This window comes from Streptomyces sp. WAC 04229, assembly GCF_003947455.1.
Lineage (GTDB): Bacteria > Actinomycetota > Actinomycetes > Streptomycetales > Streptomycetaceae > Streptomyces.
In genome coordinates this window covers 1-13,996 of the sequence record NZ_QHJH01000190.1, presented here as the reverse complement: position 1 = coordinate 13,996, position 13,996 = coordinate 1, and the positions used below count along the sequence as shown (strand labels likewise).

The window sequence follows — 13,996 nt, the reverse complement described above, 5'->3', positions numbered from 1 at the left end:
GGCGGGGGGAGGTCGGCGGTGAGGCGGCGTTCCAGGAAGGCGGCCGGATGGCGGATCGGTTCCTGGGGGAGGCCGGCCGCCAAGGTGCGCTCCACAGCGGTCGCGGGGACGCCGCGCTCCAGCCAGACGGTCACAGACGGGGCGAGGCGGCGTACGTCCCGCTCGGTGAGGAGCAGCCGGGAGTCGTGTAGGCGCAGACGGGCGAGCAGGTCGGTCGCGGCAGTGCGATCGGTCCCCGGGGCCGGGGTGGGGCGCTCTTGCGAGGCGGCCGGAATCGCGGGCCCGGACGCGGGCGGCTCGGCGGCTGGCAGTGCGGCCGCCAGGAACGCGCGGGGCTTGTTGCGGGAGACCGTCCGGGTCACGACTCGGCCCGATTGAAGACGCTCCTTGGTGCGTGCGAGGTAGCCGTGCTCCTCCAGCTCCCGCAGGGCCGCGGCGATCCGGATCTCACCCTCCGGGAACTTGCCCGCCAGCGCCTTGATCCCGACCGGCGCCCCGGCGGGCAGCGACTGGATGTGGACGGCCAGGCCGATCGCCGTCAGGGACAGCTCGGGGTGCTGGAGGAGGTGGTTGCCGACCACGGTGAAGTTGTCGTGGTGCGGGTGGTTCTCGTGCTCGACGCCACCGGTGCGACGGCCGGACGCGGGGCGCGCGTGCGCGCTAGGGTTCTGCTCAGTCATCGGGAAGCCTCCACTTCCTCGGTGATGAGGCCCTCGCAGTGGGATTGCAGTCCCGGCGGGGGCCGAATCATGTCTGGTGTTGTTGCTGCGGCAGACGCTGCACCATGAACGGCCCTCTGCGCCAGCCGAGTTGATGATGTTCACTCCGGAGGGTGAGCGACGGGGACGGCAGGGGTGGGTTCGGTTCTTTCCCCGGTTCTTTGGTCTTTGGCGTCGCGTCCGGCCGGGTCGCGTCCAGCGACGATCCGGTGGGCGAGAGGGCCGGTTGACTCCAGAGGCCCCTCGCGGCGACCGGGTCGTGGGCGCCCAGGGCCCGGGGCCACGTACAGGGGACGTTTCCCGATCACGTCACCCGGCGTGGTCGCACGTCCCTACTCTGGGCGGTGACGATCTCGATACCCAGGGTGACCATTTCGGGAGGGGAAGACATGGAGGACGAGGAGTCCGAGGCCGTACTCAAGACGGTCGGGCGGCAGGTCAAGATGTGGCGCGAGGCGGCCGGGATGACCCAGCCGGAGCTGGGCGCCGCGATCGGGTACGGCGAGGATCTGGTCTCGTCGGTGGAGCGCGGACGGCGCATCCCCAAGCCGGACTTCCTGGACAAGGCCGACGAGGTCCTCGGCGCGGGCGGCAAGCTCGCCACGATGAAGGAGGACGTGGAGAAGGCCCGGTATCCGAAGAAGGTGCGGGACCTTGCCAGGCTGGAGGACGAGGCGGTCGAGTTGGGTGCGTATGCCAGCCTTCAGATTCATGGGCTCCTCCAAACGGCGGAATACGCACAGGCCCTGTACGAGACCCAGCAACCCGCCTACGCGGAGGAAGAGATCGAACGTCACGTCGCCGCCCGTATGGCACGGAAGGCCGTTTTCGATCGGGTACCGAGGCCGATGATCACCTTCGTACAGGAGGAGGTGGCGCTGCGCCGGCCCGTCGGCGGCAGGGCGGTACTGCGTCGACAGCTCGAACATCTGCTGGACATCGGCAAGTTGCGGCACGTCGAGATCCAGGTCATGCCGACCGATCGTGAAGACCACACGGGCCTGAGCGGTTCGTTCCGAGTGCTGAAGCTCCGGAACGGCAGCACAGTCGGTTACACGGCGGCCCAATTGCACAGCCGGGTAGTGAGCAACCCCAAGGACGTGCAGACCTTGGAGATGCGCTATGGAAGGATCCGGGCACAGGCGCTCTCGCCCCGTGAGTCGCGGGACTTCATCGAAAAGGTATGGGGAGAACAGACATGACCTCTGCGCTGAAGTGGTTCAAGAGCAGCTACAGCGGCAGCGACGAGCCCGACTGCGTCGAGATCGCGATACCCCCGACCACCCCCACCATCCACGTCCGCGACTCCAAGAACCCCACCGCCGCCAACCTCACCTTCACCGACGTCTCCTGGACCGCGTTCGTGCACACCGTCACGACGTCCAGCCGACCGGCATAGTTCATGATCCGTTAGCGGGGTCCCCGTCCGAGGGCTGAACGATCCCGGCCATGACGAACAAGACACGTGTCAGCATGGCCTGCGCCCTGTCGGCCGCCGCGCTCCTGACCGGCGTGACCGCCCCGGCCGCCACGGCCGCGCCCGCCGCCCACTACACGCACCCCGGCCACTCCGCTCGCCAGATACCGTTCACGGCCGCCGAGGTGTCCGCGCGGGACGACGGCACGTACGAGATCACCTGGAAGGCGCCGGGGGTCCGCAAGGTCGCCGTGCGGGCGAACGGCCGTACCGTCGCCGTGGGCGGGGCCACCGGCCGCGTCACCGTGTCGGGGCTGCCCGCCGCCGACCGGCAGTGGTTCGACCTGGTCCCGGACCGGGGGCAGCGGCTACGGCTCGCCGACCGGCTGATCCGGCTGGAGGGCACGGTCAACTTCCGCGACGCGGGCGGCTACCGCACCGGCGACGGGCAGTGGGTGCGGATGGGCGCGGTGTACCGCACCGACTCGCTGGACAAGCTCACCGACGCCGACCTGGCGAAGCTGAAGCGGCTCGGCATCCGCGTCGACTACGACCTGCGCACCGCCTCCGAGCGCAGCTCCGCGCCCGACCGCCTGCCCAAGGGCGTCCGGTACGTGGTGGCGGACGTACTCGGCGACGACTCCCCCGTGTTCTCGATGCCGGAGACGGCCGCCGAGGCCGAGCAGATGATGATCGACGGCGAGAAGGCCATGGTCAGCGGGGAGAACGCGCAGGCCGCGTACTCCACCGTCTTCTCCGGGCTCGCCCGGGACGCCGACGGCATCCTCTACCACTGCACCGCCGGCAAGGACCGCACCGGCTGGGCGAGCGCCGCCCTGCTCACCGCGCTCGGTGTGCCGCGCGAGACGGTCATGGCGGACTACCTGGCCTCCAACGAGTACCGCGCCGAGGCCAACGCCGCCGCCCTGGCCGCCATGCCCGCCGAGCAGGCCGCGGTCTACAAGCCGATGCTCGACGTGCGCGCCGCCTACTTGAACTCCGGTTTCGCCGAAGTCGAGGACGCCTACGGCTCGTTCGCCGGGTACGAGAAGAAGGCCCTGGGTATGGACGCGCGCGAGCTGCGTCGGCTCAAGGCGGACCTCCTGGTCGGCTGAGCGCGAGCGGCATGGGGAAGGGTGGGGTCATGACCACCACCAGACACCCCCGACCCCTGGGCCTCGCCGCCACCGTCCTCACCGGTGTCCTCGCCCTCTACATCGCCCTCGTCGCCTTCGGCAACATCACCGATTTCGGGACGAACAGGGACTTCGTGCGTCATGTCCTCGCGATGGACACCACGTTCAAGGACGACGACCTGATGTGGCGGGCGATCACCAGCAAGGGCCTCCAGGACGCCGCGTACGTCGCGATCATCGCGTGGGAGACCGTGGCCGCGCTCGTGCTGATCGGCGCGACCTGGCTGTGGATACGCCGGGACCAGACCACCGCGCGGCGCCTGACCACGTACGGCACCCTCATGCTGATGCTGCTCTTCGGCGCCGGGTTCATCGGGATCGGCGGCGAGTGGTTCGCGATGTGGCAGTCGGCGGACTGGAACGGGCTGGACGCGGCACTGCGGGTGTTCCTGATCAGCGGCGTCGTGCTGATCGTCGCCCACCTGCCCTCCGGTGACGGCGAGGCTAGCCGACGACCGTGACCTTCGTGCCGGTCGTCGCGAAGCCCCAGACCGCCGTGGAGTCGGCCTTGTGCAGCCGAATGCCGCCCGTCTTCGTACCGGAGGCGGGCGGGGGCGGTGAGGAGTCGTCGACGGCGCCCGAGAAGGCGACCGAGACGCCGTCCTGCTGGGCGAAGTAGACGATCTGCTCGATCTTCACCCCGTCGGAGCCGGTCGTGGCGCCCTCGGCCCGGCCGCTGACGGTGTAGGTGCCGGGGGCGGGGTCGACCGTGCCCGGCCACACCGTGAACGTCCGCCGGGTGGCGTCGCTGGCGTCGACCAGCCAGACCCGCTTCTGGTCCAGCGAGTACACGACCCGTCGCCCGGTGCCGGAGCCGTCCGGCACCCGGGCCGGCGCGGTCTCCTTCGGCGACGGATCCTTGCCCGCGGACGCGGTGGGCGACGGCCGGGTCGCCGAGGCGGTGGGATGGGGCCCCTGGTCCGCCTGCACGGCCAGGAAGGTCACCGCCGCGATCGCGCCCACGGTCAGACCGGAGACCCACGCCCATGAGGGAAGTCGGGCAGGCACGGGCACGCATCTCCTCAGCTACGAGAACCCCGTCACACCGGGGGTCCGATCATCTTACTGTGGCTGTTCTCGTGCCCCGGGCCGCAGACCGCAACGTCAGCTCGTCCCGCGGGAGGCCCGCCACATCGTGTGCTCCCGGCTGATCGCCTCCTCGGCGTCGGCCACCTCGTCCCCCCAGGTCTCCTCGTCGGCGTGGACCAAGCGCTCGTGGATCACGCTCAGCTCGGTGGCAGCGAAGGTGTAGGCCCGGCCGAGCGTCTCGTACTGCCGCACCGCGAGCCACGCCGAGCCGGCACCCAGTACGGCGGCGAGGATCCCGGCCAGGTCGAAGGTGAACAGGTCGAGGAGCCGCAGGACCGCCGCCGTCAGGCCCAGTCCTTCGACGGCGATGAGCACCAGACGCCAGCGCCGGGCGTTGCGGACGTTCGACGCCGCCTTCGCCGAGTACCACGCCTGCTGGTCCTCGATCCGGTGGCGCAGATAGGCCTCCTTGCGCTCTGCGAAGGGCTGGGCGCGCAGGTATTTCATGGCGTCGGTGACCGCGATCGACCCCAGCGGCGAGAGGCTGGAGACGGGCGCTTCCCGCAGCAGCTCTCCGAGACGCCGCTGGAACCTACGGTGCGCCCCGGCCTGGGGCAGGTCCGCGGGGAAAGGCGTCCCTCCCACCGCGAAGCGCCAGGCCAGGGTCTTCGTGGACTCGGCGAGCGCACGGCCGTCGTACCAGGACTGCTCGGGGCGCTCCGTCAGCAGCCAGACCTCGACACATATGGTCAGCACGAAGACCACCACGAGCCCGATGACCGCCGCACGCTGGTCGAGGGCACCGCACAACGCCGCCGCGACGGCCAGCGACAGCCGGATTTTCGTACCCCGGATGTAGTTTCGCTGTCCGCCCAGCGAGGCGGAGTCCGAGGAACGGAACACCACCGGAAGGTCGTCGTCCCCCAGGCCCAGCAGTCCCTGGCTCATCTCCGCCCCCGACTCTCGCGACACCGACATCCAAGTAGATATTCTGTCTGCTCTTTTGACTGGGCGTCAGTCTCACAGGTGAAGGGACATGAGCCAGTCGTCGCAGCACGCCGGGACGGGGGGCCCACGCATGCGCTATGCCGCTTTCATCTCGTACAGTCACACGCCCGACACGCACCGGGCCCGGCTCCTGAGACAGGCGCTGCACACGTTCGCCAGGCCCTGGAACCGTATGCGGGCGCTACGGGTGTTCCTGGACAACGCCGCCATGTCGACGGAACACGACCTGTGGAGCACCGTGGAGCAGGCCCTCGGCGACTCCGAGTACCTGCTGCTCCTGGCGTCGCCGGAGTCACGTGCGTCGAAGTGGGTGGGCAAGGAGATCGACTGGTGGCGGCAGGGCCCCCGCCCGGAGAAGCTGCTGCTCGTGGTCACGGGAGGCGAGATCCACTGGGACGAGGCGGGCGGGGACTTCGACTTCGCGCGCTCAACCTGCCTGCATCCCGCCCTGCGCGGCCACTTCACCGCCGAGCCGCGCTGGGTGGACCTGCGGTGGATGGACGCCGACCATTCCGGAGACCTCCGCGAGCCGCGTTTCCGCGAGGCTGTCGCGGACCTCGCGGCGCCGCTGCACGGCCGGCCGAAGGACGAACTGTTCGGGGAGGACGTGACCCAGCGGGGTCGGCTCCGGCGCTTCCGGCGGGGCATGCTGGCCGGCATGACCGCTTTGGCCGTACTGGCCAGCGCCACCGCGGTGTTCGCCTTCATCCAGCGCAACACCGCCCAGGAACAGGCCCGCATCGCCACGGCCCGCCAACTGGCGGCTACGGCGCTCAACCTGAGCGGCGACGACCTGGAACTGGCCTCCCTGCTGGCAGTTCAGGCGTACCGCGTTCAGGAGACGCCGGAGACGGTGTCGGCGCTGTACCGGGTGAGCGCTGCCAGCCCCCGGCTCACCCGATTCGTCCGCGCCGACGACCGCGTGACGGCGCTGGCTCTCAGCGGCTCGCCCCGTTACGTGGCGGTCGGCTCGGAGCGCGGATCGGTGGACGTGTGGACGGCCGACGGGAACCGCAGGGTGCGCACGCTCGACGTCTCCGGCGAGGTCACCGGCCTGACGTTCAGCGACGACGACCGGTTGCTGGCCGTCACCAGCGCCTCGGGGGAGGTCCTCGTACAGGATCTGGATGCCCAGGACGGGCCGCGCCGCCTGTCAGGTGGGCGCGACGCCGTACAGGCCGCGCTGTTCAGCTTTCAGGCCCACGTGCTGGCCACTGTCGACGACGCCGGGATTCTCCGGTTCTACGACACCGCGAGTGACAAACCGGTGGACACCGTCGAGACAGGTTCCGGAACTATCATGAACCTGTCATTCCTGGATGAAGGCACCAAACTATTCGTGTCCTACGCCGTCGGCTGGAAACTGTACGGCGGTGACGGCGGCAAGACGGTCGAACTCGCGTCCTCCGACCGCACGATCTACCCGTTCAACAACTACCGGCACGCGGCTTCGCCGACCGGCAGATGCTTCGGCTTCGTCAAGTACGGGAGCGTATACCTCGACTCGCCCGCGAACATGATCCGTTCGGAAGCGGGAGAGAGCGGAACGGAGAACGATGACGGCGAATGCGCGGCCCCTCCCGACGTGACCGTCAACGAAGCCGACATCCTGGCGATCTCCGACGACGGCAGGGCCGCGGTGGGGACGAGTGACGGAGTGCTCGTGTCGACCTCCGCCAACAGCGACCGGCCGGAGGCATTGGAGACCCTCACCGGCGTCAAGGCTCCGTCGGTCCTCACCTTCTCGCCTGGAGACGGCGACCGCCTCGCTTCGGCGACAGGGAACACCGTCGCCCTGTGGGAGCTGAACGATCCGGGTCCCACTGCCCACTCCTCCGGTATCGCCGTTCCGGACACCACGACCATCCCCTCACAACCACCACTGGCCGTGGGTCCGGACGGCACGCTGGTGTGGAGTCACGACCTGGATGACGCCAGAACCACTCTGGAGTCCTGGACACCCGGCGACAAGGCCGACTCGCTCGTCAACGGGCAAGGGGCCGACGTTCTCTACGACGCCATCGCGTTCGATCCCCGCGGGGAACTGATCTACACCGCCACGGAGAATGCCGTGGAGACGTGGGCCCTGGAAGAGTCCCGGGCACTGGTACGGAAGCACTCGGTTGAACTGCCCGAACGCACCCCTTCCCAACAAAGGGACACCTCGGGCACGATCCGTCTCGTGGCGACGGCGGACGGCAAGGTCGCCGTGATGCCGTCCGACGGCTCCGTGCTGCTCCTCGACCCCGTCACAGGGGAACGGTCCACAGCGGTGGCGGCCCGCAAGCCGAATCTGACGGCGGCCCAGCGGGCGCGGTACGACACCGTCGAGTACCAGCGGGCACTGGGGGCACAGGGCCGGCTCGCGGCGGTGTCGACCCAGGACGGGCGGATCGACATCCACGAGCTGCCGTCCGGCCATCGACGGCACCGGTTGGCGACCGGCTCCTCGTCCGTGGAGGCCCTCACCCTGTCCGAGAGGACCAGCGCGGTCTATGCCGTCGTGGGCGGCACCACACTGCAACGGTGGGACAGCACCACCGGCGAACTGCGATGGCGCTCGGACGGGGCCGCCGGCTACGGGGTGGTCGCGGACCCCACTGGACGCTGGGTCGCGACGCTGGCCGGGAACGGAACCATCTGGCTGTGGGACGCTCGTACCGGTGAGCGGCTGGGCAGCACGCGGCTGCCGGCCCCGAACACGGTCACCGGCGTCTCGGGCGCCGGTCCGCACAGCTCACTGGCGTTCTCCCGTGACGGGAAGTCGCTGTGGTCCGTCACCGAAAGAGGTGCGCTGCTCTCCTGGGACACCTCGGCCGACGCCTGGATCAAAGGCCTGTGCCACCGGGTGCACCGCAGTCTCACCGAAGCCGAACGAGCCCGCTACCTGACCTCGCTCTCCGACGGGCCCGCCGCCTGCGACTGAGGGGCGGACGGGGCGGGCATCGGTGCCGCCCCGTCCGCCCGCCACTCAGTCCAGCACCGGCAGCAGCTCCGGCAGGTGCCCGTCCGAGTCCCGCGCCGCCCGCTGCCGCTCCTCCGGCACCGGCCCGTACAGCGTGGTCCGGGGCTTGGCCGGGCGGCCCGCGGCGTCCGCGACCGCGATCAGGTCCTTGACCGACTTGTACGAGCCGTAGGAGGAGCCCGCCATGCGGGAGATCGTCTCCTCCATGAGGGTGCCGCCGAGATCGTTGGCGCCGGAGCGGAGCATTTCCGCCGCACCCTCCGTGCCCAGTTTGACCCAGCTCGTCTGGATGTTGGGGATGTGCGGGTGGAGGAGGAGACGGGCCATCGCGGTCACCGCGCGGTTGTCCCGGACCGTCGGGCCGGGCCGCGCGATGCCCGCCAGGTACACGGGCGCGTTGGTGTGGATGAAGGGGAGCGTCACGAACTCCGTGAAGCCGCCCGTGCGCTGCTGGATGCCGGCCAGGGTGCGCAGGTGGCCCAGCCAGTGGCGGGGCTGGTCGACGTGGCCGTACATCATGGTCGAGGAGGAGCGCAGGCCCAGTTCGTGGGCCGTCTCGATCACCTCGATCCAGGTGGCCGCCGGCAGCTTGCCCTTGGTCAGGATCCAGCGGACCTCGTCGTCGAGGATCTCCGCCGCCGTGCCCGGGATCGAGTCCAGGCCCGCCTCCTTGGCCGCGCTCAGCCACTCCCGGATCGACATGCCGGTGCGGGTCGCGCCGTTGACGACCTCCATCGGCGAGAAGGCGTGCACGTGCATGCCGGGGACCCGGGCCTTCACCGCCCTCGCGATGTCGAAGTACGCGGTGCCCGGCAGGTCCGGGTGGATGCCGCCCTGCATGCAGACCTCGACCGCGCCCACCTCCCACGCCTGCTCGGCGCGGTCGGCGACCTGGTCCAGGGAGAGCGTGTAGGCGTCGGCGTCGGTGCGGCGCTGGGCGAAGGCGCAGAAGCGGCAGCCGGTGTAGCAGACGTTGGTGAAGTTGATGTTGCGGGTGACGATGTAGGTCACGTCGTCGCCCACCGCGGACCTGCGGACGTCGTCGGCCACCTTGCACAGGGCGTCCAGCGCCGGGCCGTCGGCATGCAGCAGGGCCAGCGCCTCGTCGTCCGTCAGCCGCGTCGGGTCGTCGGCCGCCGTGGCGAGCGCGGCGCGCACGTCGGTGTCGATGCGCTCGGGGACCATGCCGGGCGCGGCGGCCTCGCGCAGGGCGCCCCAGTCGCCGTACACCTCGTCGAAGTCGTCGCGGCGGTCCGAGGTGCGGCCCTCGGTGTCGATGGTGGTGTGCAGGTCGGTGCGGCCCGAGGCGGTGAACGCCTCGTCCGGTTCCTGCCAGGGGCGCCCCTCGACCGGCGCGTCCGACAGCGCGAGCCCCGTCGCCGGGTCGGCGAGGGCCGCCACGTGCGGGCGCAGCCTCGGGTCCAGCCAGGGCTCGCCGCGCCGGACGAACTCCGGGTAGACGCAGAGACGTTCCCGTAGCTCGAAGCCGACCGCCCGGGATTTCGCGGCGAGTTCGTCGATCTGCGGCCAGGGGCGCTCGGGGTTGACGTGGTCGATGGTGAGCGGGGAGACCCCGCCCCAGTCGTCGATGCCGGCGCCGATCAGCCGCTCGTACTCGGCGTCCACCAGGTTCGGCGGGGCCTGGAGGCAGGCGGACGGACCCATGATGTGCCGGGCGACGGCCACCGTGGCGACCAGCTCGTCCAGCTCCGCGTCCGGCATGCCGCGCATCGCCGTGTCGGGCTTGGCGCGGAAGTTCTGGATGATCAGTTCCTGGATGCCGTGGTAGGAGCGGGACACCTTGCGCAGCGCGAACAGGGACTCCGCGCGCTCCTCGTAGGTCTCGCCGATGCCGATGAGCAGGCCCGAGGTGAAGGGGACCGAGGAGCGTCCGGCGTCCTCCAGGACGCGCAGCCGCACGGCCGGCTCCTTGTCCGGGGAGCCGTGGTGCGGGCCGCCGGGCTCGGACCACAGCCGGGTCGCCGTCGTCTCCAGCATCATGCCCATGGACGGCGCCACCGGCTTGAGCCGCTGGAAGTCCGTCCAGGACATCACGCCGGGGTTGAGGTGCGGGAGCAGGCCCGTCTCCTCAAGGATGCGGATCGAGATGGCGCGGACGTACGCGATCGTGTCGTCGTACCCGTGCGCGTCGAGCCACTCGCGGGCCTCCGGCCAGCGGTCCTCGGGCTTGTCGCCGAGCGTGATGAGCGCTTCCTTGCAGCCGAGGGCGGCGCCCTTGCGCGCGATGTCCAGCACCTCGTCCGGCGACATGAACATCCCGTGCCCGGCCCGGCGCAGCTTGCCGGGGACGGTGACGAAGGTGCAGTAGTGGCACTTGTCCCGGCACAGCCGGGTCAGCGGGACGAAGACGCTCTTCGAGTACGTGATGACACCGGGCCGCCCGGCCGCCTCCAGGCCCGCGTCCCGGACCCGGGCGGCGGACGCGGTGAGGGCGTCGAGGTGCTCGCCGCGCGCCTGGAGCAGCACGGCGGCCTCGGACACGTCCAGGGCGACGCCGTCCCGGGCGCGTTTGAGGGCGCGACGCAGGGAGTTCTCGGTGGGGCCGGCCTGGCCGGCGGGTCCGGTTCCGGAGGTCGCGGAAGTCGTCATCCTTCGAGCATACGAGCGCCGTGATCAGGGCGGCTTTCCCGTCCCGCCGGCCCACCGCGCGGTTTCCGGCACTCCATGCCCCGAACCCCTTTCCTTGCCCGCAAGTTCACGGCTCAATACCAGGGTTGCACGCACCAACCCTGCACCACCGATGTCATGACCGTGACGACACAGGGAGCAGCAGCATGTGCGAGGACGACCACGCCGGGATCGGCAGACGCGCGGTGTTCGTGACGGGAGCCGCCGCCGCGCTTACGTTGGGAAGCGTGAGCTTCGCCACAGCGGCACCGCGGGAAGAGCGGAGGAGGACCGTGCGCGGCACCCTGCCACCCGGCTCCCCCGACTTCGTCTACGTCCCCGTCGAAGTCCCGTCCGGGGTGCGCGAGATACACGTCGCCTACACCTACGACCGCCCCGCCGCGCCGGCCGGCACCCAGGGCAACGCCCTCGACATCGGCCTCTTCGACGAGCGCGGCACCGAGCTGGGCGGCCGGGGCTTCCGGGGCTGGTCGGGCGGGGCGCGCACGGAGTTCTTCGTCCGGGCGGACGACGCGACACCCGGGTACCTCCCGGGGCGGATCCGGCCGGGCACCTGGCACGTCGCCCTCGGCCCGTACACGGTCGCCCCGCAGGGCCTGTCGTACGAGATCACGATCACTCTGACGTACGGCGAGCAGGACGAGACGCCCCGTCCGGTGTACCCGCCCGAGCGGGCCCGGGGACGCGGCCGCGCCTGGTACCGGGGCGACTGCCACCTGCACTCCGAGTACTCCGACGGCCGCTACACCCTCGCCGAGATCGCGGAGCTGGCCCGTGCGGCGGGCCTGGACTTCATCAACTCCTCGGAGCACAACACCCACTCGGCACACGCGCACTGGGCCGACCTCGCCGGGGACGACCTGCTGATCCTGCTCGGCGAGGAGGTGACGACCCGCAACGGCCACGTCGTCGCCCTCGGCACCGACCCCGGCACCTTCGTCGACTGGCGCTACCGGGCCCGGGACAACCGCTTCGGCCGCTTCGCCCGGCAGATCCGCCGCGCGGGCGGCCTGGTCGTCCCGGCCCACCCGCACGCCACCTGCATCGGCTGCAACTGGAAGTTCGGCTTCGGCGAGGCCGACGCGGTCGAGGTGTGGAACGGCGTCTACACGCCCGACGACGAGGTGGCGCTGGCCGACTGGGACGGCATGCTGGTCGCCTCGGTGCGGGAAGGACGGGACGGCGGCCGGGGCTGGATCCCGGCGATGGGCAGCAGCGACTCCCACCGCTCCCCCGACGTCGTCGGCCGCCCGCAGACCGTCGTCCTCGCCGACGACCTGACGCGGGAGGCGATCCAGGAGGGCATCAGGGCCGGCCGGTCCTACGTCGCCGAGTCGTCACGGCTGTCGCTGGCCTTCACCGCGTCCGGCGGCCGGGGGGAGCACGCCGGGATCGGTGAGCGGCTGCGCGTGGACCCGGACACCCCGGTCACCGTCCGCCTGGAGGTGACCGGCGCCCCGCGCTGCACGGTGCGCTTCGTCACCGACCAGGGGGTGCTGTTCACCGGCGACCCGCTGCCGGTGTCCGGTGCGGGCGTCGTGGAGTGGCGGACGACCGCCTCGTACGCGGCGTACGTACGGGCCGAGGTACGGCACGAGGCGGCGGCCGGTCCGCTGCCGGGGGCGCTGGCGGCCTTCACCAACCCGGTGTTCCTGGGGCGGTAGCCGCACCCGGCGTCCCCGCGGCGGGGGCCGCCCCGCCGTCGTCGAGGTCGGCGACGACCGCCGCGTGGTCGGAGGGGCGGACGCCGTCGACGGGGCGGTCGCCGGCCCGCCGTACCGCCCGGACCCGGCCCAGACCGCCGGGCCCCGGCGGGCCCACGTACACGTGGTCGAGCCGCGCGCTCAGCTCGCCCGGCCCGTCGGGGTCCCCCGGGCCCCAGGTGCCGGAGGGCAGGCCGGGCGCGGCGTGCAGCCAGGCGTCGTGCAGCCGCGCCGTACGCAGCGGGCGCACCTCCGGGGACTCGGGGCGGGCGTTGAAGTCACCGGTGACGACGGCCGGAAAGCCGGTGCCGTACCGGTGCGCGGCCACGAAGTCCACGAGGGACGCGACCTGTGCGCGCCGCACCTCGGACGCTCCGGCACCCGAGTTGAGGTGGACGGTGCAGAAGGGCACCTGGTGACCGGGCGCGTCCAGCCGGACGTGGAACGCCAGCCGCCCGTCGTCCACCTCGTCGGGAGCCGGCAGCCGCAGCACCGCGCGCTCCACGACGGGCCAGCGGCTGAGCACCGCGGTGCCGATGCCCACCGAACCGTCCCCGATCCGCCGCTGCCACCGCTCGGGTGCGGGCGAGGGGGCCCAGGCCCAGTGCAGGCCGAGTTCCCGCGCCAGCCACCCGGCGAGGTTCTCCCCGTCGTCGGCGGCCCACACCTCCTGGAGCCCGACGACATCGGGCCGCAACTCCCGCAGCACGGCGAGGATCGCCTTCTGCCGGTCGGCCCACGCCCCGAACCGCCACCACAGGTTCCACGTCACCACGCGCACACCCGCACCACCCGTCCGTCCGCCACGACCGCCCCGCCCGTCCCCCAGAGGTTTTCCGGGAACATGGCGGCACAAGAGACGGGAGAGTGAACGAATGATGTCGATGCCGTCCGACTCCGGGAAGCCGCCCCGGGCCGAGACACCCCGAGCCGAGAAGAAGTACCGGGCCGTCACGGCCTCCCAGCGCCGCCTCAACACCGTCGTACGCAGACTGCCCGGCCAGATCCTCCTCGAGACCACCGGCCGCGTCTCCGGCCTCCCCCGCCGCACACCGGTCGGCGGACGCCGGGTCGGCGACGACTTCTGGCTGGTCTCGGAGTTCGGCGAACGGTCCCAGTACGTCCGCAACATCCGCGCCGACCCGCGCGTGCGGGTACGCATCCGCGGCCGCTGGCACCGGGGAACGGCGCACCTCCTCCCCGACGACGACCCACTCGCCCGCCTGCGCCGGCTCCCCCGCCTCAACAGCCTGGCGGTACGGGCGATGGGGGTGGGGACGGGGCTGCTGACGGTGCGGGTGGAGCTGGAG

General features: G+C 71.4%; 12 protein-coding genes. 7 read left to right on the top strand and 5 right to left on the bottom strand.

What is annotated here, in order from left to right; translation table 11 throughout:
* The coding region (locus DMH12_RS31695) for a helix-turn-helix domain-containing protein (RefSeq protein WP_185832672.1) at positions 1-680 on the bottom strand (680 nt) is incomplete at its 3' end.
* A 428-nt stretch (positions 681-1,108) separates the two neighbouring features.
* On the opposite strand from DMH12_RS31695, the gene DMH12_RS31690 reads away from it, so the two are divergent.
* The 4 genes from DMH12_RS31690 to DMH12_RS31675 are packed head-to-tail and all read left to right on the top strand — an operon-like array spanning position 1,109 to position 3,793.
* Entirely contained in the window at positions 1,109-1,921 is an 813-nt protein-coding gene (locus tag DMH12_RS31690; protein ID WP_125494837.1) for a helix-turn-helix transcriptional regulator, read from the top strand.
* Positions 1,918-2,118 carry a DUF397 domain-containing protein gene (locus tag DMH12_RS31685; RefSeq protein ID WP_125494836.1) on the top strand — a complete coding sequence of 67 codons (201 nt, stop codon included), beginning with the start codon at positions 1,918-1,920 and terminating at the stop codon, positions 2,116-2,118. Before DMH12_RS31690 ends, DMH12_RS31685 begins: the two co-directional genes overlap by 4 nt.
* A 50-nt stretch (positions 2,119-2,168) precedes the next feature.
* Positions 2,169-3,251, top strand: coding sequence for a tyrosine-protein phosphatase (locus DMH12_RS31680; protein WP_125494835.1), 1,083 nt, complete (start codon positions 2,169-2,171; stop codon positions 3,249-3,251).
* Between the two features lie 29 nt (positions 3,252-3,280).
* A complete protein-coding gene (locus tag DMH12_RS31675; RefSeq protein WP_125494834.1) occupies positions 3,281-3,793 on the top strand; it encodes a DUF2165 domain-containing protein in 513 nt (170 codons plus the stop codon).
* Here the strand turns inward: DMH12_RS31675 and DMH12_RS31670 are convergent.
* Positions 3,777-4,340, bottom strand: a complete 564-nt coding sequence (locus tag DMH12_RS31670; protein ID WP_185832671.1) for a hypothetical protein — start codon at positions 4,338-4,340, stop codon at positions 3,777-3,779. The genes DMH12_RS31675 and DMH12_RS31670 overlap by 17 nt on opposite strands.
* A gap of 96 nt (positions 4,341-4,436) precedes the next feature.
* The gene (locus tag DMH12_RS31665) at positions 4,437-5,339 is read right to left on the bottom strand and encodes a DUF4231 domain-containing protein (RefSeq protein ID WP_260474412.1); all 903 of its coding nucleotides are present in this window, start codon (positions 5,337-5,339) and stop codon (positions 4,437-4,439) included.
* 100 nt (positions 5,340-5,439) lie between these two features.
* Between DMH12_RS31665 and DMH12_RS31660 the strand changes: the two genes are divergently transcribed.
* Positions 5,440-8,295: a toll/interleukin-1 receptor domain-containing protein gene (locus DMH12_RS31660; protein WP_185832670.1), complete on the top strand. Its 2,856-nt coding sequence runs from the start codon at positions 5,440-5,442 to the stop codon at positions 8,293-8,295.
* A 45-nt stretch (positions 8,296-8,340) separates the two neighbouring features.
* Here DMH12_RS31660 and DMH12_RS31655 read toward each other — a convergent pair whose 3' ends face one another.
* The gene (locus tag DMH12_RS31655) at positions 8,341-10,944 is read right to left on the bottom strand and encodes a bifunctional FO biosynthesis protein CofGH (protein ID WP_125494831.1); all 2,604 of its coding nucleotides are present in this window, start codon (positions 10,942-10,944) and stop codon (positions 8,341-8,343) included.
* 185 nt (positions 10,945-11,129) lie between these two features.
* Between DMH12_RS31655 and DMH12_RS31650 the strand changes: the two genes are divergently transcribed.
* A complete protein-coding gene (locus DMH12_RS31650) occupies positions 11,130-12,647 on the top strand; it encodes a CehA/McbA family metallohydrolase (protein ID WP_125494830.1) in 1,518 nt (505 codons plus the stop codon).
* On the opposite strand, the gene DMH12_RS31645 is transcribed toward DMH12_RS31650, so the two are convergent.
* The gene (locus DMH12_RS31645) at positions 12,619-13,467 is read right to left on the bottom strand and encodes an endonuclease/exonuclease/phosphatase family protein (RefSeq protein WP_125494829.1); all 849 of its coding nucleotides are present in this window, start codon (positions 13,465-13,467) and stop codon (positions 12,619-12,621) included. The two genes, DMH12_RS31650 and DMH12_RS31645, sit on opposite strands and share 29 nt — an antisense overlap.
* A 97-nt stretch (positions 13,468-13,564) precedes the next feature.
* Here DMH12_RS31645 and DMH12_RS31640 point away from each other — a divergent pair.
* Positions 13,565-13,996: nitroreductase/quinone reductase family protein (locus tag DMH12_RS31640; RefSeq protein ID WP_399189506.1), on the top strand; the 432-nt coding region annotated here is incomplete at its 3' end.

What these genes read in the sequence shown, in the direction of transcription:
- DMH12_RS31680 (WP_125494835.1), top strand. Translation starts at nt 2,169, where the DNA reads ATGACGAACAAGACACGTGTCAGCATGGCCTGCGCCCTGTCGGCCGCC.
- DMH12_RS31685 (WP_125494836.1), top strand. Translation starts at nt 1,918, where the DNA reads ATGACCTCTGCGCTGAAGTGGTTCAAGAGCAGCTACAGCGGCAGCGAC.
- DMH12_RS31675 (WP_125494834.1), top strand. Translation starts at nt 3,281, where the DNA reads ATGACCACCACCAGACACCCCCGACCCCTGGGCCTCGCCGCCACCGTC.
- DMH12_RS31665 (WP_260474412.1), bottom strand. Translation starts at nt 5,339, where the DNA reads ATGTCGGTGTCGCGAGAGTCGGGGGCGGAGATGAGCCAGGGACTGCTG.
- DMH12_RS31690 (WP_125494837.1), top strand. Translation starts at nt 1,109, where the DNA reads ATGGAGGACGAGGAGTCCGAGGCCGTACTCAAGACGGTCGGGCGGCAG.
- DMH12_RS31655 (WP_125494831.1), bottom strand. Translation starts at nt 10,944, where the DNA reads ATGACGACTTCCGCGACCTCCGGAACCGGACCCGCCGGCCAGGCCGGC.
- DMH12_RS31650 (WP_125494830.1), top strand. Translation starts at nt 11,130, where the DNA reads ATGTGCGAGGACGACCACGCCGGGATCGGCAGACGCGCGGTGTTCGTG.
- DMH12_RS31660 (WP_185832670.1), top strand. Translation starts at nt 5,440, where the DNA reads ATGCGCTATGCCGCTTTCATCTCGTACAGTCACACGCCCGACACGCAC.